This window comes from Primorskyibacter sp. S87 (assembly GCF_049801055.1).
Lineage (GTDB): Bacteria > Pseudomonadota > Alphaproteobacteria > Rhodobacterales > Rhodobacteraceae > JBNAGF01.
Map to the genome: position 1 here is coordinate 1 of NZ_JBNAGF010000017.1, position 26,360 is coordinate 26,360.

Here is a 26,360-nt window from a genome sequence, read left to right on the forward strand (position 1 = left end):
GCCACCCATCTTGCCAGCGTATCGGGTGTCATGCCTGTCCGCGCTTTTCCTGCCGGGCCGCGCGCAGGCGGGCGAAGTCGTCACCGGCGTGGTAGGAGGATCGCGTCAGCGGGGTGGCCGAGACCATGCCGAACCCCTTGCCATAGGCGGCTTTCTCATAGGCGGCGAACTCCTCGGGGGTCACGAAACGGTCGACCCGGTGATGTTTCGGCGTCGGTTGCAGATACTGGCCAATGGTCAGGAAATCCACATCCGCCGCGCGCATGTCGTCCATCACCTGCCGCACCTGCTGTTCGGTTTCGCCCAGACCCACCATGATGCCGGATTTGGTGAACATTGCGGGATCCATCTCCTTGACCCGCTGCAGCAGGCGCAGGCTGTGGAAATATCGCGCGCCGGGGCGCACCGAAGGGTAAAGCCCCGGAACGGTTTCGAGATTGTGGTTGAACACGTCCGGACGGGCCTCGACCACCACCTCCAGAACATTGTCGTCGCATTTCAGGAAATCCGGGGTCAGGATCTCGATCGTGGTCTTGGGGCTGCGGTGGCGCACCGCCCGTATGGTCTGGGCGAAATGCGCCGCGCCGCCATCTGCAAGATCATCCCGGTCGACCGAGGTGATCACCACGTGATTGAGCCCCAGCTTTTCCACCGCATGGGCGACCCGGCCCGGTTCGAACGTGTCGAGCGCATCCGGCCGCCCGGTGGCGATGTTGCAGAAGGTGCAGCCGCGGGTACAGATTTCGCCCATGATCATCATGGTTGCGTGGCCCTGGCTCCAGCATTCGCCCACATTCGGACAGCCCGCCTCTTCGCAAACCGTCACGAGGTTGTTCTCGCGCATGATCTTGTGGGTATCGGCATAGCCTTTGCCGCCCGGCGCCTTCACCCGGATCCAGGACGGTTTCTTGGGCTGCGACTGATCCGGACGATGCGCCTTTTCCGGATGGCGCTGTTCGGGAATTTTCAGATCTCTGGGCATAGCGAATTCCTGGCTTCTAAGATGGGGTATCGGCCCCGCTTGTTGGCACAGGTAACGATCTGCTTCGCTTTGTGCCCGGGATTTGTTCAACGTTGAATTACATCAGGTTTCCCACCGGTTGGCTCTGTGAGCAGCCTTTGCAAGGGCTCGGAGATGTCACCATTTACTTGAGACTATCTCCACGAACGTCTCGGTGGACGTCATGTCGGGCCGGAAAGTCATTCCGGCCCGACATTGATTTTACTTCCGCTTTTTCGGCGGCATCAGGTCGGTGATCGTGCCTTCGAACATTTCGGCGGCAAAGTTCACCGTTTCCGACAGCGTCGGGTGCGGGTGAATGGTGTGGCCCAGATCCACCGCATCAGCCCCCATTTCGATGGCAAGCGCCACCTCGGCGATCAGATCGCCAGCATTGGGGCCGACGATGCCCGCGCCGATGACACGGTCGTCGGTTTCGTCGAAAATCACCTTGGTGATACCTTCAGACCGGCCAAGCGACAGCGAGCGACCAGAGGCAGCCCACGGGAACACACCCTTGCCGACCTTGATCCCCTTGGCCTTGGCTTCGGTTTCGGTGACGCCAACCCAAGCAACCTCGGGATCGGTATAGGCAACCGACGGGATCACGCGGGCATCGAAGTGCCGTTTGTGGCCAGCTGCGACCTCGGCCGCGACCTTGCCTTCGTGGACGGCCTTGTGCGCCAGCATCGGCTGACCCACAACGTCGCCAATGGCGAAGATATGCTGCTGGCCAGTGCGTTGCTGGCTGTCCACGGCAATGAAACCGCGTTCATCCACTGCCACGCCGGCCTTCTCGGCGTCGAGCATTTGGCCATTGGGCTTACGACCAACGGAAACCAGCACCATGTCGAAGGTATCGGTGATTTCTCCGTCAGGTCCCTCCATCGTTACCTTCAGCCCTTTCTTCTGGGCTTCGACCGCGGTGACCTTGGTCTTGGTAAAGATGTTTTCATACCGGCCCTCAATCCGCTTGGCGAGCGGCTTGACGATGTCCTTGTCAGCACCGGGAATGATCTGGTCCATGAATTCCACAACGGTCACCTTGGAACCGAGCGCATCGTAGACGCAGCCCATTTCCAGACCGATGATGCCGCCACCCAGAACCAGCAGACGCTTGGGAACTTCGGTGAGCTCCAGCGCGCCAGTCGAGTCGATCACGCGGGGATCGTTATGCGGAATGAACGGCAGTTGAACCGGCTCTGAACCTGCAGCGATGATACATTGATCAAAGCTCACCTTGGTGATGCCGTTTTCGCCCTGCACCTCGATCATGTTCGGACCAGAGAACCGGCCGTAACCGTTCACAACCTCGACCTTGCGGGCCTTGGCAAGACCGCCCAGACCGCCGGTGAGCTGCTTGATCACGCTTTCTTTCCAGCCGCGCAACTTTTCGATGTCAACCTTGGGCTTGGTGAATTTGACCCCGTGGTCCTCCATCTCTTCGGCCTCGGTGATCACCTTGGCCGCATGCAGCAACGCCTTGGACGGAATACAGCCGACATTCAGGCAGACACCGCCAAGATAGGGGTCTTTCTCGATGAGAACGACCTTCTTGCCGAGATCTGCCGCACGGAAGGCGGCGGTGTAGCCGCCGGGACCGGAACCAAGAACGACGACTTCACCATGCACATCGCCCGGACCGGTCGCGGTGCCGGTTGCGGCGACTGCGGCGGGTGCTGCAGCTGCAGGTGCTTCGGCCGGTGCCGCCGGTGCTTCGGCGGGCGCATCCCCGGCGTCTGCGCCTTCCAGGGTCAGGATCAGCGACCCTTCAGATACATTGTCGCCTTCGGCCACGGCGATGGATTTGACCACACCCGCTGCCGGACTGGGCACTTCCATCGTGGCCTTGTCGCTTTCCAGTTCAACCAGTGGGTCTTCGGCAGCGACAGTGTCGCCAACCGAAACCAGAATGCCGATCACCGGAACATTGTCGAAATCACCGATATCAGGAACTTTGACTTCCATAGCTCAGGCTCCCCTTACAGCATCAGCCGGCGAACATCGCCGAGCAGGTGTTTCAGGGTCGCGCAGAACCGGGCGGCCAGCGCCCCGTCGATTGCACGGTGATCGTAGCTGAGCGACAGCGGCTGCATGTTGCGCGCATCGAATTCGCCGGTTTCCTTGTTCCAGACCGGCGCCATCTTGGAGCGGGTCAGGCCGAGGATTGCGACTTCGGGTGCGTTCACGATCGGAGTAAAGCTGGTGCCGCCAATCCCACCGAGCGACGAGATCGTGAATGTGGCGCCGGACATGTCGTCGCCTTTCAGCTTGCCGTCGCGCGCCTTGGCAGAGAGTTCCATCAGATCCTTGGAGATCTCGATGATACCCTTGCGGTCGGCATCCTTGATCACCGGAACCATCAGTCCGTTGGGCGTGTCAGCCGCAAAACCGATGTTGTAGAAGTCCTTCTTGATCAGCTTGTCGCCATCGGGATGGATCGAGCTGTTGACTTCCCAGTGCTGCTTCAGAGCCGAGACGCTGGCCTTGATCACAAAGCTCAGCAGGGTCACGCGATAGCCGTCCTGCTTGGCCTGCGCATCCAGCTCGCGGCGATAGCCGTCCAGCTCGGTGATGTCGGCCTCTTCGTTGTGCGTGACATGCGGGATATTGAGCCAGGACCGGTGCAGAGCCGGGCCCGAGATCTTTTTGATCCGGGGCATTTCGACATCTTCGACCGGGCCAAACTTGGAGAAGTCCACTGCCGGGATCGGCGGGATGCCCATGCCGCCCTGTGCGCCACCGGCAGAAGCCGCTGCCGGAGCAGTGCTGGCCTTGAGGAACGCGGTAACGTCTTCACGCAGGATACGACCCTTGCGGCCAGAACCGTTGATCTTGGCGAGATCAATATCCAGCTGACGTGCAAAGGCACGCACCGACGGCGAGGCATGTGCCTTGCCGAAACCGGAATCGGTCACAGGTGCAGGTGTCGGCGCCGCGGGAGCCGGTGCAGCGGCCGGGGCGGGCGCTGCGGCCGGGGCAGCGGTTTCAGCCGCGGCAGGTGCCGGGGCGGCCCCTGCTCCGTCAGCTTCGACCAACAGGATCACGGCACCTTCGGATACCTCGTCGCCTTCGCTCACCTTGATTTCGGTGATCTTTCCGGCGACCGGGCTCGGCACTTCCATCGTGGCCTTGTCGCTTTCCAGTTCGATCAACGGATCCTCTTCGGCCACCACATCGCCAACGCTCACCAGAATGCCGATCACCGGAACGTTGTCGAAATCGCCGATGTCAGGAACTTTAACTTCTACTGTCATGTTTTTCTCCTCGTGCCCCGCGTCACACCAGACGGGGGTTCGGCTTTTCGCCGTCGATGTCATACTTCTTCAGGGCTGCTTCCAGATCTTTCTTGGTCACCGCACCTTCGCGGTAAAGATCGGTCATGGCTGCGGCCGCGATATGGTTTGCGTCTACTTCGAAGAAGCGGCGCAGATTGACCCGGCTGTCGGACCGGCCAAATCCGTCAGTACCCAGAACCGTAAAACGGTTGGGAACAAATGCACGAATCTGTTCTGCGTAGTTCTTCATGTAGTCGGTTGCCGCAATCACCGGACCCTTGGCATCCTGCAACTGCTGAGTAACGAAGGGAACGATCGGCTCGGCCAACGGGTTGAGGCGGTTCTGACGCGCCGCATCCTGACCATCGCGAGCCAATTCGTTCATCGACGTTGCCGACCAGATGTCCGAAGTCACACCAAAGTCTTCCTTCAGCATTTCTGCCGCTTTCAGTGCCTGGATCAGAATAGTGCCCGAACCCATTAGGTTGACGTGCTTCTTGCCCGGCTTCGCGGTTTTCTGCAGACGATAGAGACCTTTGATGATGTCATCCTCGATGCCCATCGGCATATCCGGATGCGAGTAGTTTTCGTTCATCAAGGTCAGGTAGAAATAGACATCTTCCTGATCTTCGTACATCCGCTTGAGACCGTGATGCACAATGACCGCGACTTCGAACTGGAACGTGGGATCGTAGGTGATGCAGTTCGGTATGGTTCCGGCCAGGATGTGGCTGTGACCGTCCTCATGCTGCAGGCCTTCGCCGTTCAGCGTGGTACGCCCTGCGGTGCCGCCCAGCATAAAGCCACGCGCACGGCTGTCGCCGGCAGCCCATGCCAGATCGCCGATCCGCTGGAACCCGAACATCGAGTAGTAGATGAAGAACGGGATCATCGGTACGCCGTGGTTCGAATAGGCGGTCGCCGCAGCGATCCAGTCGGCCATGGCGCCGGCTTCGTTGATGCCTTCCTGGAGAACCTGACCGTTGGTGGTCTCCTTGTAGAACATCATCTGATCGGCATCTTCCGGTGTGTATTTCTGCCCTTCGGGGTTGTAGATCCCTACCGAGCGGAACAGACCTTCCATACCAAAGGTGCGGGACTCGTCCGGCACGATCGGCACGACGTTCTTGCCCATGTTCTTGTCACGCAGAAGCGTGGTCAGAATTCGGACAAAGGCCATGGTGGTGGAGATTTCGCGATCACCCGTGGTCTTGAGCTGGGCCGCAAACTTGTCCAGTGGCGGGATTTCCAGCTTGGGCGTGTCGCGCCATTCCCGCTTGGGGAATTCTCCGCCCAGCGCCTTGCGGCGGTCGGCAAGATAGGCCTTTTGCGAGTTGTTCAGTTTGACAAACGGCGCGTTCGGCAGATCTTCGTCACTGACGGGAATGTCGAAACGATCCCGGAAGGCGCGCAGTTGGTCTTCGGCCAGTTTTTTCTGCTGGTGAGTGATGTTCATCCCCTCACCGGCAGTTCCCATGCCATAGCCCTTTACGGTCTTGACCAGAAGGCAGGTCGGCACACCCTTGGTTTCGGTCGCCCGCTTGAATGCGGTGTAGACTTTCTGCGGATCGTGACCGCCGCGGCGCAGGGCCCAGATCTGGTCATCGGTCCAGTCCTCGACCAGAGCGGCTGTTTCCGGATACTTTCCGAAGAAGTGCTCGCGGATATAGGCGCCGTCCTTCGACTTGAAAGTCTGGTAATCACCGTCCACGGTTTCATCCATCAGCTGGCGCAGTTTGCCGGAGGTGTCTTTCTCCAGCAGTTCGTCCCAGCCTTTGCCCCAGAGCAGCTTGATCACGTTCCAGCCGGCGCCGCGGAAGTCGCCTTCCAGCTCCTGCACGATCTTGGAGTTGCCGCGAACCGGGCCATCAAGACGCTGCAGGTTGCAGTTGACCACGAAGATCAGGTTGTCGAGCCCTTCACGCACCGCCAGGTCAATGGCGCCGCGGCTTTCGGGTTCGTCCATCTCGCCGTCGCCGAGGAAAACCCAGACCTTACGGTCGGCGGCGTCGATCAGACCACGGTTGTGCATGTATTTCATGAACCGCGCCTGGTAGATCGCCATAAGCGGTCCAAGGCCCATCGAGACAGTCGGGAACTGCCAATAATCCGGCATCAACCACGGGTGCGGGTAGGAGGACAGACCACCGCCATCAACTTCCGACCTGAAGTTTTCGAGCATCTCTTCGCTGATCCGGCCTTCCATGAAGGAACGGGCGTAGATGCCGGGGATCACATGGCCTTGGAAAAAGACCAGGTCACCGCCGTGAATGGCCGATTTCGAACGCCAGAAGTGATTCAGACCGATGTCATACATCACGGCTGAGCTGGCGAAGGAGGCAATGTGACCGCCATATTCGCTGCTCACCTTGTTCCGACGCACGACGGTTGCCATTGCGTTCCAACGGTTGATGGTGCGGATCCGCCATTCCATGTCCAGATCGCCGGGGAACTCGTCCTGCTCGTCTGTCGGAATGGTGTTCTGATAGGGCGTGGTGGCCGAGAAAGGCAGGTTGGCGCCAGCGGCGCGGGCCTGACTAACAGCCTTGTCCAGCAAGAAATGCGCCCGGTTCGGGCCATCCCGTTCGATCACATCGGCAACGGCGTCCTGCCATTCCTGCGATTCTACCGGGTCGATATCACTCTGATGATCTGTCATTTTTCCTCCCACTTCTTATACGAAGAACTGTGCGCCGTTGGCCGAGATGGTCGAACCGTTGACGAAGCCCGCGTCGTCGGCGGTCAGGAATGACACACAGCGAGCAATTTCTTCCGGTTCGCCAAGACGGCCGGCCGGAATTTGACCGATGATGCTTTCCCGGACCTTCTCCGGAACCGCCATCACCATTTCGGTTGCAATGTAGCCGGGGCAGACGGCGTTTGCGGTAATACCCGCACGAGCACCCTCTTGCGCCAGCGACTTCACGATGCCCAGATCGCCAGCCTTGGTGGCGGCATAGTTAACCTGTGCGAACTGGCCTTTTTGACCATTGATCGAACTGATCACCACGATGCGGCCAAACTTGCGTTCACGCATACCGGGCCAGACGGGGTGAACGGTGTTGAACACGCCGGTCAGGTTGGTATCGATTACCTGATGCCACTGTTCCGGGGTCATCTTGTGGAACGGTGCGTCGCGGGTGATGCCGGCATTGGCAACCACGATGTCGATCGGACCGACTTCGGCTTCTACCTTCTCGATACCCGCTTTGGATTCGTCATAATCGGCGACGTTCCATTTGTAGGTCTTGATGCCGGTTTCTTCGGTGAATTTGGCAGCGGCCTCGTCGTTGCCAGCGTAGGTGGCCACAACCGTCCGGCCATCCGCCTGCAAGGCTTTGGAAATGGCCGCACCGATTCCCCGGGAACCGCCGGTTACAAGTGCAATGCGTGACATGGAAATCTCCTCCAAGATTTTTGGTCAGTCTTTCTGTCTATTCCAGGTGACGTATCGTAATGCGGCGCGCTTAGACAGGTAGTTCAACGCATAACAGTCATGCATTCACGATATAGTTTAACGTTAAACCACCCATTTGACCGACTCGCAGATAAGGATCTGACGGGTTGTGTCGGAGGTAATTCACCGCAGTTCAGTTGGTCCCGCACTGGCGGCTTCCGCCAGTGGACCTCCCCCGCAGCCTTGGTGCTGCCTTCTTGGGGAGATCTGATCGACGGCGGCCCAGGTACTGGAAGTCTAACCCGCTACCAGAGCCCTGCCTGTGATTCGTCGATGCCGGGAAACGGCGTTGTCGGAGTTCGAGTTGCTATTTGGAACCGGCGCCGCAGTCACCTGAGTACTAAGGTGGAAGGCGCTTGAGCCCCGGTTTGATTTCGCAATCCCGCCCGGGTGCAATATCAGCAGCTGAAAGCCGGATTCAGAGTTGGTAGCCCAGTTCCCGGCGTTCAATCGCTGCTTACTCGCTCCCGGCTCCTTTGTACCAAGCAACAATGACCTGGCGGGATTCGTCATCCATCTGGACTGCGGCCGGGGGCGGCATTGCGTGGCTGATACCGGCTTGCAGATAGATCTGATCAGCATGGCGTGCCACGTCGGCCGGGGTTTCCAAAAAGACGCGCTTGGGCGCCCACAGCATTCCGTCCCAGACGGGTTCACGGGCATGACACATAGAGCAGTTGCCTACGACTGTGTCGTAGGCATCTTCAAACCCTGCGGCCGAAGCATACTGCTGTTCATAAGCGGTCAGTTCCCGCGCCTCTGCTTCTTCCCATGTCTCGCCAGTGTTTGCTGTCGAGAGCCATGCGATGGCCAGCATCAGCAGAACGGTAACTGCCCAGGTCCAGCTCGGTCCTTTGCCGGTCGAGTGCATGGTGTTGAAGTAGTGGCGAATCGTGACACCGGTCAGGAAGATCAGGCTGGCGATAATCCACGAGTACTCGGTGCCAAAGGCCAGCGGGTAGTGGTTTGACAGCATCAGAAAAACAACCGGAAGCGTCAGATAGTTGTTGTGGGTCGAACGCACTTTGGCAATCTTGCCGTATTTGGCGTCCGGAGTGCGGCCTGCCTTGAGGTCGGCAACCACGATGCGCTGATTCGGCATGATCTGGAAGAACACGTTGGCGGTCATGATCGTCGCGGTGAAGGCGCCCAGATGCAGCAGTGCGGCACGACCTGTAAAGATCTGGTTGTAGCCCCAGGACATGACCACCAGAATCGCGAACAGAATGAGCATCAGCAGCGTCGGGTTGTCGCTCAGCTTAGATTTGCACATCTGGTCATAGAGCAGCCAGCCGATGGTCAGCGAACCGCCGGAAATCAGGATACCAAGCCACAGCGGCATATCCACTTTGGTCGGATCCAGCAGGAAAAGCTCGCCGCCTACCCAGTAGATGATCATGAGCAGTGCCGCACCAGACAACCAGGTCGTGTAGCTCTGCCATTTGTGCCATGTAAGGTGTTCAGGCATCTGCGCCGGAGCAACAAGATACTTGACGGTGTGATAGAAGCCCCCGCCATGCACTTCCCACTCTTCGCCATGTGCGCCTGCAGGAAGGTTGTCGTTCGGCTTCAGCATGAGATCGAGAGCGACGAAATAGAAGCTCGCCCCGATCCACGCCATCGCGGTGATGACATGAAGCCAACGGACTGAAAAGGCAATCCAGTCCCACATTACTGCCAGATCATACATGGCTTTCCTCCAAATGTTCCAAGTTCAGGACACTCTAGTCGAGAGGGTTTTATTCTGGTATCTGTGTGAAAGACTAAGCAGCATCAAAAAATCCGAAAGAATGTCTTACTTAAACAATATCCGTACATTTGTCCGCGTATACGAGCTAGGCAGCATGTCCGCAGCAGGTCGTGACCTGCGGATATCTCCGGCTGTAACATCCTCTCGGATTTCGCAACTGGAAGAGCATCTTGGCGTTCGCCTGTTCCAGCGCACGACGCGAAGCCTGACCCCGACAGAACAGGGTCAGTCTTTTTACCGTGGTGCAACGGACATCCTCGAAGCTGTCGAAAGTGCCGAAGCCCAAATCGTCAATATTACCGAGAACCTGAAAGGGTCACTCTATATTGCGGCGCCATTTGCGGTCGGACGGCGTCTGATCGCGCCCCAAGTGCCCGAGTTCCTGAATCAATACCCGGAAATCAGCATTCGCCTGCGTTTGACAGACCGAAAGGTCGACCTGACAACCGAGGGCTTGGACCTGGCGTTCTTTTTGGGGAACCCTGAAGACAGCAATCTGCGAATCCGCAAGATCGCAGATGTCGAACGCGTTCTGTGCGCGGCTCCCAGTTATATCAAGAAACGGGGCCTGCCGGCGAGCGGCTCTGATCTGGTCTCGCAAGGGCACGAATGCCTGAGCCTGCGCTTTCCTGGGGCCACAGAATTTCAGTGGATGCTGATAACCCCGGAAGGCCCCAAGAAGTTCTCGATTTCAGGCCGCTACGAAAGCGACGATGGCGATGTTCTGACGGATTGGGCTCTGGCGGGTCATGGCGTCGCCATGAAACCCATTTTCGAAGTAGCGGATCACCTCAAGTCTGGTGCACTAATTCCGGTTGCTACCGAAACACCGCCAGAGCCAATTCAGATGGCATGCCTTTTCACACATCGCCGGTGGCAAGATCCAAAGACGCGTCTGTTCATGGAATTCATGGTCGATCAAATCGGATCGATTATCCGCGACATCGACCAACTGAAGTGATTCCCGATCAGCTACCGCGATAGGTGCCGTAGCTGAACGGCGACAGCAGCAGGGGTACGTGGTAGTGCGCCGGCTCGGACATGCCGAAGCGGATCGGAATGATGTTCAGGAACCGCGGCTCTTCCTTCGGAACGCCAACGCGATCGAGGTACTCTCCGGCGTGGAAAATCAGTTCGTACTCGCCAAGCTCGAATGCGTCGGCGGGAAGAATCTGCTCATCGGTCCGGCCGTCGTCATTCGTGGCCAGAGTTTTAAGCAAGGTGCGGGTTTCACCTTCGATCTTGAAGAGCTCGATCTTCAGGCCTTCGGCCGGGCAACCCCGCGCCGTATCCAGAACATGTGTTGTCAAATATCCGGTCATTTTCATCTCCTACGTTCCGCGCCTTTCTACTTCGGGCTGCTCAAATGAAACAAAGGTATAGTAGACGAAGGCTCCTTTTCATTTTTTTTGAAAAACATCCGGGATTATTTAGGCTATTCAGTGATGAAATCAGAGGACACCGAATTGACACGTTATCCGCGAGATATGACAGGCTACGGCGCGACGCCGCCAGCGGCCAATTGGCCGAACAATGCCCGTATCGCCATTCAGATCGTCTTGAATTATGAAGAAGGCGGCGAAAACAACATCCTGCATGGAGACCCAGCTTCCGAAGCTTTCCTGTCCGAAATCACCGGGGCACAGCCTTGGCAGGGACAGCGGCATTGGAACATGGAATCGATCTATGAATACGGTTCGCGGGCTGGATTCTGGCGCGTGCATCGCCTTCTGAAGGACATTCCAATTACCGTTTACGGTGTTGCAACCGCTCTGGCGCGTGCACCAGAGCAGGTCGCCGCCATGAAAGGTTCGGGCTGGGAAATCGCCAGCCACGGCCTGAAATGGGTCGAGCACAAGGACATGTCTTCGGACGAAGAGCGGACGCACATTCGCGAGGCCATCCGTCTGCATACAGAAGTGACCGGCAGCGCCCCACGCGGCTGGTACACCGGCCGCTGCTCGATGAATACAGTTGACCTAGCTGCAGAAGAAGGCAATTTTGCTTATATTGCTGACAGTTACGCCGACGACTTGCCTTACTGGGTCAAGGCTGGCGGCAAAGATCAGCTGATTGTTCCCTACACCATGGACTGCAACGACATGCGTTTCGCAATCCAGGCCGGGTACACAAACGGCGAACAGTTTGAGAGCTATCTCAAGGACAGCTTCGACTATCTCTATGACGAAGGCGTTAAAGGCGCGCCCAAGATGCTGTCGATCGGACTGCATTGCCGCCTGATCGGACGGCCGGGCCGTGCCGCTGCGCTCAAGCGTGCGTTGGAGCATTTCATGAAACATGATGGCGTCTGGTTCGCCACCCGCGAACAGATTGCCGATCATTGGGCAAAGGAGCATCAACCGATGCAGAACACCAAACCTTCCGAAATGGACAAAGCGACATTTGTTTCCGAGTTTGGCGGCGTTTTTGAACACAGTGCATGGATCGCCGAAAGCGCATTTGACCTCGAGCTTGGTCCGACGCATGACACTGCGGCCGGCGTACACAATGCTCTGGCCCGCGTGTTCCGCACCGCCAGCGAAGAGCAGCGCCTTGGCGTGCTGACCGCACACCCTGACCTGGCCGGCAAACTGGCGGCCGCTGGTCGTCTGACAGCCGAAAGCACTGCCGAACAAGCGGGCGCTGGGCTGGACCTGCTGACTGATGAAGAGCGCACAACCTTCACCGAACTGAACGACGCCTATACGTCCAAGCACGGTTTTCCTTTCATCATCGCTGTTCGGGACAACGACAAGGCTTCGATCATGGAAGCCTTCCAGCGCCGCATCAACAATGATCGCAACACCGAGTTCGACGAGGCGTGCCGCCAGGTCGAACGCATCGCGGAACTTCGCCTTCAGGAAAAGCTCGGCGCATGACCGAAACGATCAAGATCCAACCGCTTACAGCCGAAGCATTTGCTCCTTTCGGGGATTTGCTGGAAGTTGGTGACGAGCCCGACAAGATCATCAATCAGGGTATGTGCGGTCGGTATCACGATCTCGCAGAGCTCGACTTTGCCGATGGTCGCGCGGGCATCAGCCTGTTCAAGGGCAAACCGCGCAGCCTTCCGATGACGTTGGAACTGGTTGAGCGCCATCCCGAAGGCAGCCAGGCGTTCCTGCCGATGAGCGAGGAACCTTTCCTGGTCGTCGTCGCGCCGGATGTAAACGGAACACCAGGCCAGCCAGTGGCCTTTCTTACACAGCCCGGACAGGGCGTGAACTATCACCGCGGAGTTTGGCATGGTGTGCTGGCTCCGCTTTCGAACCCCGGGCTTTTTGCCGTCGTCGATCGTATCGGAGATGGTGACAATCTCGAGGAACACTGGTTCGACCGGCAAATAACAATCGAGGCATAATCAACAACCCGGTCATCAGACTAACTATGCATTAAATGGGGAGGAAAACCATGGTCGATGCATCTATCGGAACGCCGGAGCAGCTCCGCGATCCAAACTACACACCGCCTATTGCAAAGGCGATCCCGCTGGGAATCCAGCACGTTCTAGCGATGTTCGTATCGAACGTTACGCCAGCAATCATCGTTTGCGGGGCAGCCGGGTTCGGCTTCGGGTCGAACAGCCCGGACTTCCCGCAGATGATCTACATGATCCAGATGTCGATGTTCTTTGCGGGCATTGCGACATTGTTCCAGTCGATCGGTGTCGGACCGATCGGAGCGCGCCTGCCGATCGTGCAGGGTACCAGCTTTGCCTTTATTCCAATCATGATCCCGCTTGTGGCAGGTAAAGGCGTTGACGCGATAGCTGTTCTAATGGGCGGTATCGTGGTTGGTGGTCTGTTCCACACCGTCCTCGGGCTGTTCATCGGCAAGATCCGATTTGCTCTGCCGCCGCTGGTTACGGGACTGGTTGTCACAATGATCGGTCTGGCGCTGGTCAAGGTCGGCATTCAGTATGCCGCAGGTGGTGTTCCTGCCATTGGCAAGCCTGAATACGGCTCGCTCATGAACTGGACCATGGCGCTGATCGTGATCTTCGTCACCCTCGGTCTCAAGTTCTATGCCAAGGGCATGCTGTCGGTCTCGGCGGTTCTGATCGGCTTGATCGTGGGCTACATCTTTGCCTTTGCAATGGGCGAAGTGAACCTCGGCAATGTTGGCCGTGCGGCTCCGTTTGCACTGCCGAACCCGCTCCACTTCGGAATTGAGTTCTCCGTGGCAGCAATCATTGGCTTCTGCCTGATGTCCTTTGTCTCTGCGGTTGAAACCGTTGGCGACGTCTCGGGGATCACCAAAGGTGGTGCCGGTCGTGAAGCCACCGACAAAGAGATCCAGGGCGCGACCTTTGCTGACGGTGTCGGCACTGCCATCTCGGGTCTGTTTGGCGCCCTGCCGAACACCTCGTTCTCGCAGAACGTGGGCCTGATCGCCATGACCGGCGTAATGAGCCGCGGTGTCGTGACCATCGGCGCACTCTTCCTGATCCTTGCCGGTCTGGTTCCCAAAATCGGCGCCGTAATCTCGTCGATCCCGATCGAAGTCCTGGGTGGCGGTGTTATCGTGATGTTCGGCATGGTTGCCGCTGCAGGTATCTCGATGCTGTCTGACGTGAACTGGAACCGCCGCAACATGGTGATCTTCGCTATCGCCCTGTCGCTCGGTCTGGGTCTTCAGCTTGAGCCTGGTGCCCTGCAGCACCTGCCGAGCACACTGAAGGTTCTGGCAACCTCCGGTATCCTTCCTGCGGCGCTCATCGCGATCGTGTTGAACCTTGTTCTTCCCGAAGAGCTGACGAACGAAGCGACCGAAGAAGTTTCCGGCGGCATGGCCGGGCATGGCCTCGGTTCGATCGCCGAGGACGACCACGTCTAAGGGCAATACCCAACTAACCAGACTAGATGGCCCGGGAGAAATCCCGGGCCCTTTTTTTGTCCGTTGCTTCCAATTGTAAACGTGACTGGACCCGGCAATGAAACTGCCAGGTATCAAACAATCGATAACGTGGTCGCTATTATCGTCGTCCGGCGGGCAACGTGAAATCCGGTTCGCCTTGGAACCAAATCGCAAGCAACGCCCACGTTAGCTTCGCTTTGCGGCGAGCACCTCAACCAGACTTTGAGGCTCTGTGGTCCGGGTGTAATCCAGCTCGGACGTGAAGTGGCCAAAATGCTCGGTGAGCATCTGCACCAGCTTCTTTGTTTTTCCAGCCATCAACAACTCAAGAATCCGCTGATGATCTCCCTCGGAACATGTCGGGGCATCCGGCTGTCGATAACGCACAATCACCAGGCTTGAACGGGAAATCAATGGGTGCAGAATGTCGAGCAGGAGCTGATGCCCGGATATCTTGGCGACACCCAAGTGGAACTCTCCGGAAAGGCGGGCTGCTGCAGCAGCGTCATTGCGGACCAATGCCTGAGATTCCGCATCGAGGATCGCACGCAGATCCTCATATTGTTGTTTCGATCCATTACCGGATGCCAGAGATGCCAAATGCGTTTCGATCAGCAACCGGGCCTCGATGATCTGCCGGGCTTCTTCCGGTGAGGGCTCTCGAACAAATGCGCCTTTGTTAGGCTCATGCGTCACGATACCATCGTCGGCCAGATACAGCAGAACTTTGCGAACGCGCGCACGCGAAACCTGGAAAGCCCGGGCCAGCTTGTCTTCGGTCAGTTTGCGGCCAGGAAGCAGTTGCATTTCTGTAATCGCACGCATGATCTCATGGTAAAGATCCGCTTCGCGCTCTGACATTATCCGCGTCACCGGCTTGTTCCCATCTGTTTGCCTTATGGCTGCATTGCCAAAGTTTATCGACGGCCAACATAGGATTGGTGATCTGAAAATTGAATAGTGACGTTACAGAATTTCGGCAAGGCACAAAAAAAGAGGCAGGCCAAAGGCCTGCCTCTGCCGAGGGGACGCTCTCACTACTCAGAAACGAGTTGCATAGAAGAGCGTCAGGGAGTTCTCGTTGGTACCTTGCGTATTACCAAACTTGTTCTTGAAATAGTTGTACTCCAGGCCGAGCCAGTTCTTGTCGGATTTGCCACCCATGGCATAGCCGATATCCCAACGCAGCTGCGGCGAGAAGATGACCTGATCGGCAAGTTTGCCTGAGAACGGGCCACTGAAATCACGCTCGCTGATATAGTCCATGAAGCCTTTGAACAGGAACTTCTGGCTGCCAAGCTCGAACGGTGCGTCCCAGACGATGGTTGCCTGGTAACCGGTGTCGACGTTCCGGTTAACCGGGTCAACAACTTGGTCGTAAGCGTACAGTGCAAAAGTGAAGGCGCGGAAGCCGGGCATGTTGAAGGAGAACTTCGGGCCGAGCAGAAGTGCCGTGAAGTCGGTGCCCTGGTTGACACCACCACCCAGCAGGATGTCGCGCAGGAAGCCGCCTCCATAATTGGCACCCCAGTTTTTGGTCGATGCGTGCGCGTAGATCTCACCGTACTGGTCGCTCTGGCGATAGCCGGTGCCTTTCAGATCGTGGTTACGGTTGTTGTCCACGAAGAAAAAGAAGTCACCCCAGGGACGGAGCGACAGGTGCTCCAGGGTGATCACGGTGCGCTTGGACTCGGGCGACAGAACGATACCTGGCTCTTTGAAGCCATCACCGTAGTGCAGTTGGAATTCCGTGTACGAAAAGTTCTGTGCGGCGGCATCCGAGGCGATGACCGGCGTAACCGCCAGTGCCATCCCGGCTACCAGGTTTTTCAGGTTCTTCAGCATTGGTATCTCTCCTAAAGGTCTCACGGCTGGAACGGGAGGGTCTGATTTCGCTAGCGACTTAAACAAAACAAGCCGACCAAACATGGTGGCTAAAATTGTTGACAATTACTGTGTAAAGACAGTGCCGAAAAACTAAAGCTTCGAGATCAGGCGCCATCCGCGAGGTCTCAAAGCGTTTCAATCGCGATATATCGACCCGAGTCGATTTCGGATCTATGCTGTTGTTTTTTATCCATTTTTTTGAGGCGCAAGGCTTCTCAACAGAAGCGCACGCACTTTCAAAAAAAATTCCGAACACACCTTACTGCGAGAGGGCATAATGGCGCGCAAAATTCTGCATTTTTGTCACAGTTTTTTTGGTGGGGAATGACCATTCTGGAGAAGCCCAACCGAATCAGTTTGGGCGATGGGGATGCGCAAGTTGGTATTCTCAATCTGCATTCAATGGTGACGTAGCGTTCCGTCGAGCTCATCCAAACACTCGCAGGCAAATCCTCGCAAGACCTTCAGGAAGTGGCAGGCGAAAAAGAAAAAGGGGAAACGGCGCGTGCCGTTTCCCCGGTGGTTTTGCGCCCCATTTGAGGGACGATTGACAGGACGGATCAGTGACCGCCGTCAGATTGCTTGGCAGCTTCCACCAGCTCTTCTTCCGTGACTTCCTTGGTGCCGTTGAACACGATGTTCAAGACAACAGCGGCAATCGCGGCAAGCAGGATGCCCGAGTGGATCAGCGGCTCGATCGAGTGCGGAAGCCACATTGTGAACTTCGGTGCGATGAGCGGGATCATACCCATGCCGAGCGAGATGGCGACGATCAGACCGTTGTAGCGGTTGTCTTTGAAGTCAACTGCGCCAAGGATCCGCACACCGGTCGCGGCAACCATACCGAACATAACCAGACCAGCGCCACCAAGAACGGCAACCGGAAGAGCTTCGACCAGCGCACCCATTTTGGGAACAAGGCCAAGCACGATCATGATCGCACCACCGGCAACACAGACATAACGCGAGCGAATGCCGGTCACGCCGACAAGGCCAACGTTCTGGCTGAACGAGGTGTAGGGGAAAGTGTTGAACACCCCACCGATCAGCGTGCCCAGACCATCGGTCCGGAGGCCAGCCGAAAGCGACGGACGTTCGATCTTCTTGTTGCACATCTCGCCGAGGGCCAGGAACATGCCGGTCGATTCAATCATCACCACGATCATGACGAGCGTCATGGTCAGGATCATGATCGGATCAAAGATCGGCAATCCGAAGCGGAACGGAGTGATCAGAGCAAACCAACCTGCGTGGTTGACGCTGTCAAAGTGCATCAGGCCGATCGAAGCTGCGAACAATGCACCAACGATGATGCCAAGCAGCACCGAGATGTTGGCCAAAAAGCCCGTGGCGAATTTCATCACAGCAATGATGGTCAGAAGAACGATCCCCGAGATCATCATGTTCTGCGGCGTGGCATATTTAACGTTGTCCACAGACGGCGCGATTTTCAGGCCGTTGGGGATTTCCGGGATAGCACCAGCACCAAGTTCCTTGACCTGATTCAGCCATTCGGCATGCGCAGGGTCCACGATCTTGGGAGCTGTCGGGCCAAAGGGAAGGCCGAAGATCCAGTTGATGCCGACACGCATCAGCGTGACGCCGATAACCAGAATGATCGTCCCCGTAACAACGGGTGGGAAGAACCGCAGCATGCGGCTGACGAGAGGCGCAATCAGCATGGCGATGATACCCGCGCCGATAATTGCCCCAAAGATCATTCGGGCGCCTTCAACGCCGGGGTTTGCGACAGCAATTGACACCATCGGACCAACCGAGGCAAAAGTAACACCCATCATGACCGGCATTTTAATGCCGAACCATTTAGAGGCACCCATCGACTGGATGATGGTAACAACACCACAGACAAACAAGTCGGCCGAAATCAGGAAGGCAACCTGTTCAGGGTTAAGTTTCAGAACGCGGCCGACGATCAGCGGCACCGCGATGGCGCCGGCATACATCACCAGGACGTGTTGCAGACCGAGGGTAAAAAGCTTACCCGCCGGTAGTTTTTCGTTTACGGCGTCGTCCGCCGGGGTATTGACGGCGTCTACCGTCACATCAGATGACATGATAACTCCTCCGTTTTTCATCTGTCTCGGAATTTCGGGTGGGGTTGGCATGACCGGGCAGTCCACGCCCGGTCATGCCGTTAATTAGCCATAGCTCGATACGTCCGAGCCGGCCAAAGCTGCGATATTCAGCAAAGCCCGTGGTGTGACACCCGGGGTCACAATATGTGCACGGTTGCCCATGCCCATCAGGATCGGTCCGACCTCATGGCCACCAGCGGCACATTTGAGGAGGTTGCGGGCCGCGCCGGCCGCATCCGTGTTTGCAAAGACCAGAACATTGGCACGACCTTTCAGGCGGCTGTTTGGCAAAAGCCGCTCGCGCAGCTCCACATCCAGCGCTGCGTCGGTGTGCATTTCTCCCTCGTACTCAAAGGAACGAGGCTCACTGTCGAGGATTTCAAGCGCGCCCCGCATGGTGCGCCCGGAACGGCAATCCAGGTTGCCGAACTGGGATCCGCTGCACAGCGCGATTTTGGGTTCAATCCCGAAACGGCGCACATGGCGAGCCGCTGCGGTAATCGTGCGGGCAAGGGTCTCGGGGGTCTGCTCGATGTTGACATGGGTATCGGTCACGAACAGTGGGCCGTCATCCATGATCATCAGTGACAGAGCGCCAGCAGGTGAAAGCTCATCGTCCGACAGCATCTGCGTGACATAGTTGAGGTGCCACAGATACTGACCGAAGGTGCCACAGATCATGCTGTCGGCATCTCCGCGATGCACCATCGTTGCGGCGATCGCTGTGGTGTTGGTACGCAGAACGGCCTTGGCCAGATCCGGCGTGACACCGCTGCGCTCCATGACCTTGTAATATGCCTGCCAGTAATCCCGATACCGGTCGTCATTTTCAGGATTCACGATCTGGAAATCGCGTCCCGGCACGATGGTCAGGCCCGCACGCTCAAGGCGACGGGAAATAACCTCGGGACGGCCGACAAGGATAGGCGTATCTACACTATCTTCGATCATTGCCTGAGCAGCGCGCAGCACCCGATCATCTTCACCCTCGGCGAACACGATGCGACGCTCGGATTTGCGGGCAGCGTCGAAAACACCCCGCATGATCATCGATGACTTGAATACCTCGGCTTCGAGTTTCTGACGATATGCCTCGAGATCGACGTCGCGCTGTGCAGCGCCGGAGTCGATGGCCGCCTTGGCAACCGCAACGGCAATGGTCGGCAAGAGCCTTGGATCGAAAGGTTTGGGGATCAGGTAGTCGGGTCCGAATGTCAGCTTTTCGCCTTCATAGGCTTCACCGACTTCGGCCGAAGTGGTTTGACGTGCCAGCGACGCGATTGCGTCAACGCATGCAAGTTTCATTGCGTCGTTGATCTCGGTCGCTTCGACATCCAAGGCACCCCGGAAAATGAACGGGAAGCAGAGAACGTTGTTGACCTGATTGGGATAGTCCGACCGGCCAGTAGCGATCATCGCGCCGGGGGATGCTTCGCGCGCTTCATCCGGCATGATTTCCGGAATCGGGTTGGCCAGCGCAAAGATGATCGGGTTGTCGGCCATCTGGGCCACGGCTTCAGACTTCAAAAGACCCGGACCGGACAGACCCAAGAACATGTCGGCACCACGCAGGGCTTCCGGCAATGTCAGGTTGGCGTCGGCGTTTGCGAAATCCATTTGTTCCGGGCACAAATCGGTACGGCCCGGATGCAGAACACCGTCTTTGTCGAAAATCGTGATGTTCCTTATCGGAACACCCATCTTGTGCAACATCGTATGGCAAGCCACCCCGGCAGCACCTGCACCAAGGCCGACAACTCGGATGTCTTCCGGCTTTTTGCCGGCGATACGCAACGCGTTTTGCGCAGCTGCAGCAACAACAATTGCCGTGCCGTGCTGGTCGTCGTGGAAGACCGGGATACCCATACGTTCTTTGCAAATCCGTTCGACCGTAAAGCAATCGGGTGCCTTGATATCTTCGAGATTGATGGCACCGAAAGTGGGCTCCAGTTTGCACACGACATCCGCCAGTACTTCCGGGTCAGCCTCGTCGACTTCAATGTCGAAGCAGTCAATTCCAGCGAATTTCTTGAACAGGACGGCCTTGCCTTCCATCACTGGCTTGGACGCCTGAGCGCCGATGTTTCCGAGCCCAAGAACCGCAGTTCCGTTGGTCACGACAGCGACGAGATTCCGCTTGGCGGTGTAGCGCGTAGCATAGGCGGGATTTCCGGCAATTTCCGTGCAGGCTTCCGCCACACCAGGCGAATAGGCGCGCGACAGATCGCGTGAGGTCGCCATCGGCTTTGTCGGCCGGATTTCCAGTTTGCCGGGGCGCGGAAACTCGTGGTAGTCCAGCGCTGCCTGCTTTTCAGCTTCTGTTTTAGACCGGTCTAGGGCCATTGTTTTTCCTCCATATTTTGCGGTTTCAGTCCGCTAAATGTGATCTCAAATTCATCACACGGGCCGAAAACCGCCCTCGTTGTCGTGCGGATCGGACAGTCGTTTCTTTGGTTGACCGCAGGCCTTTTGCCCGGTGCCCGCCTGACTATCTTGACTTCTCGTAAGGCTCCGACGCCCATCCGCATACGCGCCGCCGAACCCCGTCCCCCTGAGCTGGTGTCCCTGATTGGATGCCTGATCGATCATGCCGTGGCCCCGTGCAGAAGAAACAACGCGGGCAGCCATGCGGTCACTACACCACTGGCCAGCGTGACCAGGCCAGTCTGCCTTTGAATCGGTAGCCGGATGGCCAGTGACAAAAAGAACAGGAGCCACAGACCAGACCAGGCCAGCCAGCTCAGGCCCAGCCAGATCTCCATGACGCCATCTGCGCCTGCCAAAACACGCACCGCCTCTGGCAACACCGAGATGGCAACGAAAAGGCTGAACCAACCAAGGCCACGCCCATCCGAGTCAGTGATCCTGTTTATTGCCACCCAGAGATATGTGACCGTGAACAACAGCGTCATTGCCACCGCACGCACGTCCGCAATTCCCGTGGCTCGAACCAGTGTAAGAATCGCGACTCCGGCCGTGATCGCCGCCGTTGCGAAATTGATCACAACGATCTCACGGTCCGAAATCCGCCCTGTCATCCACAGACCGTTGAGGACCAGAACGGCACCAACAAAGAGTAAAGACAAGGGCAGCAGCATTTTCGCGACCTCAACCTTGTGATTGCAAATAGCCAAGAACATCCTTTGCGTTCTCGGCAGGGTTAGAAACCGGGTGAAACACTTTCGAAACAACACCGTCGACGGCGACCATCGCAAAGCGTTCAAGCAAGACCATGCCACCGGCCTCGAATACCGGCAGATCAAGAGCCGCGCGGAGCTGGTGTTCTGCGTCCGAAAGAACTTCGAACGGCAGTTCGAGCCGATCACGTGCCTCTCGTTGGTAATCTGTGCCCTGCACCGACAATCCAAAGACATTGTTGGCACCAGCTTCCTGCAGCTCCGCATAGTGATCGCGGAAGCCGCAGGATTGTGGCGTGCACCCTTTCGCACCGGGAATTTCATCCCACCCGTCAATCGCCGGTCCGTCCGGCGGGCTGGTGCGCGGATAGGTATAAACCACCGTGCAGCCATCCAGCCGCGACAGGTCGACCTCGGTCCCATTCGTGGCGCTCAGCGCCACACTGGGAAGAGGCTGGCCTGTCAGCCGGGTTGAAAGAGCGCGCGTGTCCATGATCAGAAGTCGACCTTTACTGCGATGCCTTTTTTGACTGCGAGGTCGACGACGGCGTCTGCGACGGCGAGGTCCTGCAGCCCGACGCCTGTTCCGTCGAAGAGGGTGATCTGGTCATCGCTTGTGCGTCCCGGATTGGTTCCGTTGATGACGGCTCCGACCTGGGCGATGTCGTTTTCCTTGATCAGGCCTTCGGCGATGGCGTGCTGGGCTTCGCCGATCGAGATCGACTGGGCCACTTCGTCGGTAAAGACCGACGCGCGTGCCAGCAGGGCCGCTTCGACTTCCTGCTTGCCCTTGGTGTCGGTTCCCATGCAGGCGACATGGGTGCCGGGGGCGACGTGATCGGCCATCAGCGACGGCGCGAAGGCAGAGGTGATCGAGATGATGACATCGGCTTCGGTCATGCCCGGCAGGTCGACCGCTTCGAACGGCACGCCGGCCTCGGCCGCGACCTTTTCGATATTGGGCAGCATTTCCGGGTGGTAGTTCCAACCGATCACCTTCTCGAAGTTGCGCTGCTCAAGCGCGGCACGCAGCTGGAACGTGGCCTGGTGGCCGGCGCCGACCATGCCGATCACCTTGGCGTCTTCACGCGCCAGATGCTTGATCGACACCGAGGACGCGGCTGCGGTGCGCAGCGCGGTCAGCAGGTTGCCGCCCACCATCGCCTTGGCCTTGCCGGTGTCGGGATCGAACAGGAACACGGTGGACTGGTGGTTGATCAGCCCGCGCTTTTCCAGATTGTTCGGCCAGTAGCCGCCGGCCTTCAGGCCGAGCGTCAGGCCGGCGCGGTCAAAGCCGCCCTTGAAGCCGTAAAGCGCGTCTTCGTGGCCGATCGCCTCGCGAACGACCGGAAAGTTGTAGGCATCGCCCGACGCCATGGCGGCAAAGACCTTCTCGACGGCATCAAAGGCCGCATCGCGGGTCATCAGGTCGGCGATTTCTTTTTCAGGGACAATCAGCATTGTGATTCCTTCAAAAAAGCGGGGGTCGGCACACCCGACCCCCCAAGGAACTGGCCACCATCGTGGCCCGGGGAGAGGTTTTCGTCAGGTCCGGCCGGATCAGTAGGCCTTGCCGCGGGCCGAGACCGGCCAGACGGTTTCGACCTTGCCGTTGCGGACGCCGACATACCAATCGTGAACATTGGCGGTGGGGTCGCAGTGACCGGGCACCAGCTTCAGCTTGTCGTTCACTTTCAGCACTCCGCCGGGATCGGCGACAACGCCATGTTCGTCCGAGCACTTGATGTATTCGACATCATCGCGACCAAAGACCGTCGGCAGACCGCTGTCGACCGACTGCGCCTTGAGACCGGCATCCACGATGGCCTTGTCGGCCTTGGCGTGGCTCATCACCGAGGTGAGGATGAAGAACGCATTCTCCCACTCGCCCTGGTCGATGCGGTTGCCGTCTTGATCGAGAATACGGCCGTAATCGGCATCCATGAACGCGTAGGAACCGCACTGCAGCTCGTTGTAGACGCCCGAGTCGCTCTCGAAGTAGTAGGAGCCGGTGCCGCCGCCGCCGACGATGTCACACTCAAGACCCTCGGTCTTCAGCGTGTCGACTGCGTCTTTCACCATGGCAACCGCGATGTCGATCTTCTCTTTGCGGTCGTTGTAGTCGTCCATGTGCTGCATCGCGCCCTGATAGGCCTGGATGCCCGAGAACTTGAGGCCTTCTGCCGCGTCGATCGCCTTGGCGATTTCGACAACTTCCGGCGTCGTCGTCACACCGCAGCGGCCCGCGCCACAATCGATCTCGACGAGACATTCGATCTGAGTGCCGTGCTTTTGCGCCGCGGCAGACAGGTCGGCCACGTTCGCGATGTCGTCCACGCAGCAGATCGTGCGGGCGCCAAGCTTGGGCAGACGCGCCAGACGATCGATCTTGGCCGCTTCACGGACCTGGTTGGAGACCAGAACGTCCTTGATGCCGCCACGCGCAAAAACTTCCGCTTCGGAAACTTTCTGACAGCAAACGCCGCAGGCGCCGCCCAGTTCTTCCTGCAGCTTCTGCACGTCCACCGACTTGTGCATCTTGCCGTGGGTGCGGTGACGCATGCCGTGATCCTTGGCATAGTCACCCATCTTCTTGATGTTGCGCTCAAGCGCGTCCAGATCCAGCACAAGGCAGGGGGTCTGGATGTCGGCTTCGTCCATGCCCGGCAGGGCGGGAACGTCAAAGCCAACTTCGAGGCCGTCGAGATTTACCGGTTTGTTCATTGTCGTTGCTCCCTTCACAATGTCCACGGCAGCTTGTCGAGATCGACATTGCCGCCGGTGATGATCACGCCCACGCGCTTGCCCTTGAAGGCGTCGGGGTTCTTCAAAATCGTCGCCAGCGGCACCGCGCTGGACGGTTCCATGACAACCCGCAGGTGCTTCCACGTCAGTTTCATCGCGTCGATGATCTCCTGCTCGGAGGCCGTGTAGATCTCCGACACATGGTTCGACACAAAATGCCAGGTCAGGTCCTTCAGCGGCACCAGCAGCCCGTCCGCAATCGTCTTGGGCGCGTCATCAGCAATGATGTGACCCGCCTTGAAGCTGCGATAGGCATCGTCAGCCTGCTCCGGCTCGGCCGCGATGATCCTGGTCTCGGGAGCAAGGTTCGACAGCGTCAGGCAGGTGCCCGAGATCATGCCGCCGCCGCCAATCGGCGCGACAACCATGTCCAGCCCGCCGGTCTGCTCCAGAAGCTCCTTCGAACAGGTCCCCTGCCCCGCGATCACCCGCGGGTCATTATAGGGGTGCACGAAGTCGCCGCCGGTCGCGGCCTGCACCTTGGCAAAGGTCTCTTCCCGCGACGTGGTCGAGGGCTCGCATTCGGTGATCTTGCCGCCATAGCGACGGACCGTGTCCTTCTTGGCCTGCGGTGCCGTATGCGGCATCACCACGTTGCATGGAATGCCGCGCAGCATCGCCGCGTAGCTCAGGCACGACGCATGGTTGCCCGAAGAATGGGTGGCCACACCCTTTTTCGCCTGCTCCTCGTCCAGCCCGAACACCGCGTTGGTGGCACCGCGCACCTTGAAGGCGCCCGGCTCCTGGAAGTTCTCGCACTTGAAGAAGATCTCCGCGCCGGTCAGCTCGTTGAGATAGTTCGAGGTGCGGACCGGCGTGCGCCGGATATGCGGCTTGATGCGCTCATGGGCAACAAGCATGTCCGCCAGGGTAGGGATTTCCATGTCGAGACCGTCCTTCATCAAGCGGCCGCTTTTTGCGAGGCGACCGTGGAGTTGCGATAGTAGTCCTGGGCCGCGGCAACGCCCGAACCCAACTTGATGTCCAGGCCGAGGTCGGCCATCACCATTTCGGCGGTGGCAATACCGGACAGCGCCAGAACGTCGGTCAGCTGACCCAGGTGACCGATCCGGAACACCTTGCCGGCAACCTCGCCAAGACCAACGCCATAGGCGACGCCGTACTTGCTGGCCGCATGGGTCACGATATCCGTCGCATTAAAACCTTCCGGCGTCTTGATCGCGCTGACCGTGTCGGAATAGACATCCGACGACTGCGCGCAGAGCTCCAGACCCCAGGCATTCACCGCCAGGCGCACGCCCTCGGCAATGCGGTGGTGACGGGCAAAGACATTCTCTAGGCCCTCGTCCAGCAGCATCTCGGTCGCCAGCTTCAGACCATTCATCAGGCCGACAGCGGGGGTGTACGGATAGGCATTGGCGGCATAACCCTTCTGCATGTCACGAATGTCGAAGAACGTGCGCGGCAGGGTCGCGCCCTCAACCGCAGCCATCGCCTTGGGCGAGAAGCCCACAATGGCCAGACCCGCGGGCAGCATGAAGCCTTTCTGCGAACCGGTCACGGCAATGTCCACACCCCATTCGTCCATGCGGAAATCCATCGAGGCAATCGAGGACACACCGTCAACAAACAGCATCGCCGGGTGACCGGCCGCGTCCAGCGCCTTGCGCACCGCGCCAATATCCGACTTCACGCCGGTGGCGGTCTCGTTATGCGTGGCCAGAACAACCTTGATCTCGTGGTTCGTATCCGCCTTCAGGATCTCTTCGTAACGATCCGCAGGAAGACCCGTGCCCCAGGTCGCCTCGACAACCTGAACATCAAGACCATGACGCTGGCACATGTCGATCCAGCGGTGACTGAACATCCCGTTGCGCGCAGCAAGAACCTTGTCGCCAGCGCTCAGCGTGTTCGTCAAAGCCGTCTCCCAGCCGCCCGTCCCAGTCGACGGGAAAATGAAAATCTCAGCCGTCTCGCTCTTCAAAACCTTCTTTACACCCGAAAGCGCAGGATGAAGAATCTCTCCAAACAAGGGAGAACGGTGGTCAATCGTCGGCATGTAAATCGACTTGCGGATCTCCTCCGGCATGTTCGTTGGACCAGGGATAAATACGGGATTCTGAAAGCTCATG

General features: G+C 58.2%; 21 protein-coding genes. 4 read left to right on the plus strand and 17 right to left on the minus strand.

Annotated elements, in window-relative coordinates:
- Window positions 1-28 precede the first annotated feature (28 nt).
- From lipA to ACP15U_RS20755, 6 genes are all read right to left on the minus strand, one after another.
- Window positions 29-982, minus strand: a complete 954-nt coding sequence (gene lipA, locus ACP15U_RS20730; protein ID WP_425046914.1) for a lipoyl synthase — start codon at window positions 980-982, stop codon at window positions 29-31.
- 240 nt (window positions 983-1,222) lie between these two features.
- Entirely contained in the window at window positions 1,223-2,968 is a 1,746-nt protein-coding gene (gene lpdA / locus ACP15U_RS20735) for a dihydrolipoyl dehydrogenase (RefSeq protein ID WP_425046915.1), read from the minus strand.
- 14 nt (window positions 2,969-2,982) lie between these two features.
- Window positions 2,983-4,257: a dihydrolipoyllysine-residue acetyltransferase gene (gene aceF / locus ACP15U_RS20740; protein ID WP_425046916.1), complete on the minus strand. Its 1,275-nt coding sequence runs from the start codon at window positions 4,255-4,257 to the stop codon at window positions 2,983-2,985.
- A gap of 22 nt (window positions 4,258-4,279) precedes the next feature.
- Window positions 4,280-6,937, minus strand: coding sequence for a pyruvate dehydrogenase (acetyl-transferring), homodimeric type (aceE, locus tag ACP15U_RS20745; protein WP_425046917.1), 2,658 nt, complete (start codon window positions 6,935-6,937; stop codon window positions 4,280-4,282).
- 15 nt (window positions 6,938-6,952) lie between these two features.
- On the minus strand, window positions 6,953-7,675 hold the full coding sequence (gene phbB / locus ACP15U_RS20750; protein ID WP_425046918.1) for an acetoacetyl-CoA reductase: 723 nt from the start codon (window positions 7,673-7,675) through the stop codon (window positions 6,953-6,955).
- 517 nt (window positions 7,676-8,192) lie between these two features.
- Complete coding sequence (locus ACP15U_RS20755; RefSeq protein WP_425046919.1) at window positions 8,193-9,425, minus strand: urate hydroxylase PuuD; 1,233 nt, start codon at window positions 9,423-9,425, stop codon at window positions 8,193-8,195.
- Window positions 9,426-9,525: 100 nt separating this feature from the next.
- On the opposite strand from ACP15U_RS20755, the gene ACP15U_RS20760 reads away from it, so the two are divergent.
- Window positions 9,526-10,446 carry a LysR family transcriptional regulator gene (locus tag ACP15U_RS20760; RefSeq protein WP_425046920.1) on the plus strand — a complete coding sequence of 307 codons (921 nt, stop codon included), beginning with the start codon at window positions 9,526-9,528 and terminating at the stop codon, window positions 10,444-10,446.
- 7 nt (window positions 10,447-10,453) lie between these two features.
- Here ACP15U_RS20760 and uraH read toward each other — a convergent pair whose 3' ends face one another.
- Window positions 10,454-10,807, minus strand: coding sequence for a hydroxyisourate hydrolase (uraH, locus tag ACP15U_RS20765; RefSeq protein ID WP_425046921.1), 354 nt, complete (start codon window positions 10,805-10,807; stop codon window positions 10,454-10,456).
- A 144-nt stretch (window positions 10,808-10,951) separates the two neighbouring features.
- Here uraH and puuE point away from each other — a divergent pair, with 144 nt between their 5' ends.
- Genes puuE through ACP15U_RS20780 form a run of 3 tightly spaced genes read left to right on the plus strand, consistent with a single transcriptional unit; the run spans window position 10,952 to window position 14,321 of the window.
- Window positions 10,952-12,364: an allantoinase PuuE gene (gene puuE, locus ACP15U_RS20770; protein WP_425046922.1), complete on the plus strand. Its 1,413-nt coding sequence runs from the start codon at window positions 10,952-10,954 to the stop codon at window positions 12,362-12,364.
- Entirely contained in the window at window positions 12,361-12,846 is a 486-nt protein-coding gene (locus ACP15U_RS20775; protein WP_425046923.1) for an ureidoglycolate lyase, read from the plus strand. The genes puuE and ACP15U_RS20775 overlap by 4 nt, the downstream gene beginning before the upstream one ends.
- Before the next feature lie 50 nt (window positions 12,847-12,896).
- The gene (locus ACP15U_RS20780; RefSeq protein WP_425046924.1) at window positions 12,897-14,321 is read left to right on the plus strand and encodes a uracil-xanthine permease family protein; all 1,425 of its coding nucleotides are present in this window, start codon (window positions 12,897-12,899) and stop codon (window positions 14,319-14,321) included.
- A 207-nt stretch (window positions 14,322-14,528) separates the two neighbouring features.
- Here the strand turns inward: ACP15U_RS20780 and ACP15U_RS20785 are convergent, their stop codons facing one another.
- The 10 genes from ACP15U_RS20785 to bhcA all read right to left on the minus strand — a co-directional run bounded on the left by ACP15U_RS20785 (window position 14,529) and on the right by bhcA (window position 26,359).
- The gene (locus tag ACP15U_RS20785) at window positions 14,529-15,215 is read right to left on the minus strand and encodes a GntR family transcriptional regulator (protein WP_425046925.1); all 687 of its coding nucleotides are present in this window, start codon (window positions 15,213-15,215) and stop codon (window positions 14,529-14,531) included.
- Between the two features lie 168 nt (window positions 15,216-15,383).
- A complete protein-coding gene (locus ACP15U_RS20790) occupies window positions 15,384-16,187 on the minus strand; it encodes a hypothetical protein (RefSeq protein ID WP_425046926.1) in 804 nt (267 codons plus the stop codon).
- 602 nt (window positions 16,188-16,789) lie between these two features.
- On the minus strand, window positions 16,790-18,304 hold the full coding sequence (locus ACP15U_RS20795; RefSeq protein ID WP_425046927.1) for a nucleobase:cation symporter-2 family protein: 1,515 nt from the start codon (window positions 18,302-18,304) through the stop codon (window positions 16,790-16,792).
- A gap of 84 nt (window positions 18,305-18,388) precedes the next feature.
- Complete coding sequence (locus tag ACP15U_RS20800; protein ID WP_425046928.1) at window positions 18,389-20,668, minus strand: NADP-dependent malic enzyme; 2,280 nt, start codon at window positions 20,666-20,668, stop codon at window positions 18,389-18,391.
- Window positions 20,669-20,910: 242 nt separating this feature from the next.
- Window positions 20,911-21,423 carry an AmiS/UreI family transporter gene (locus ACP15U_RS20805; protein WP_425046929.1) on the minus strand — a complete coding sequence of 171 codons (513 nt, stop codon included), beginning with the start codon at window positions 21,421-21,423 and terminating at the stop codon, window positions 20,911-20,913.
- A 10-nt stretch (window positions 21,424-21,433) separates the two neighbouring features.
- Window positions 21,434-21,955, minus strand: coding sequence for a peroxiredoxin (locus ACP15U_RS20810; protein WP_425046930.1), 522 nt, complete (start codon window positions 21,953-21,955; stop codon window positions 21,434-21,436).
- 2 nt (window positions 21,956-21,957) lie between these two features.
- A complete protein-coding gene (gene bhcD / locus ACP15U_RS20815; protein WP_425046931.1) occupies window positions 21,958-22,923 on the minus strand; it encodes an iminosuccinate reductase BhcD in 966 nt (321 codons plus the stop codon).
- A 99-nt stretch (window positions 22,924-23,022) separates the two neighbouring features.
- Window positions 23,023-24,186, minus strand: a complete 1,164-nt coding sequence (gene bhcC, locus ACP15U_RS20820) for a 3-hydroxy-D-aspartate aldolase BhcC (RefSeq protein WP_425045546.1) — start codon at window positions 24,184-24,186, stop codon at window positions 23,023-23,025.
- A 14-nt stretch (window positions 24,187-24,200) separates the two neighbouring features.
- Window positions 24,201-25,169 (minus strand): beta-hydroxyaspartate dehydratase BhcB, encoded by a 969-nt coding sequence (gene bhcB / locus ACP15U_RS20825; RefSeq protein ID WP_425045545.1) that lies wholly within the window; start codon window positions 25,167-25,169, stop codon window positions 24,201-24,203.
- Window positions 25,169-26,359: an L-aspartate--glyoxylate aminotransferase BhcA gene (gene bhcA / locus ACP15U_RS20830; protein ID WP_425045544.1), complete on the minus strand. Its 1,191-nt coding sequence runs from the start codon at window positions 26,357-26,359 to the stop codon at window positions 25,169-25,171. Before bhcA ends, bhcB begins: the two co-directional genes overlap by 1 nt.
- Between the last annotated feature and the right edge of the window lies 1 nt (window position 26,360).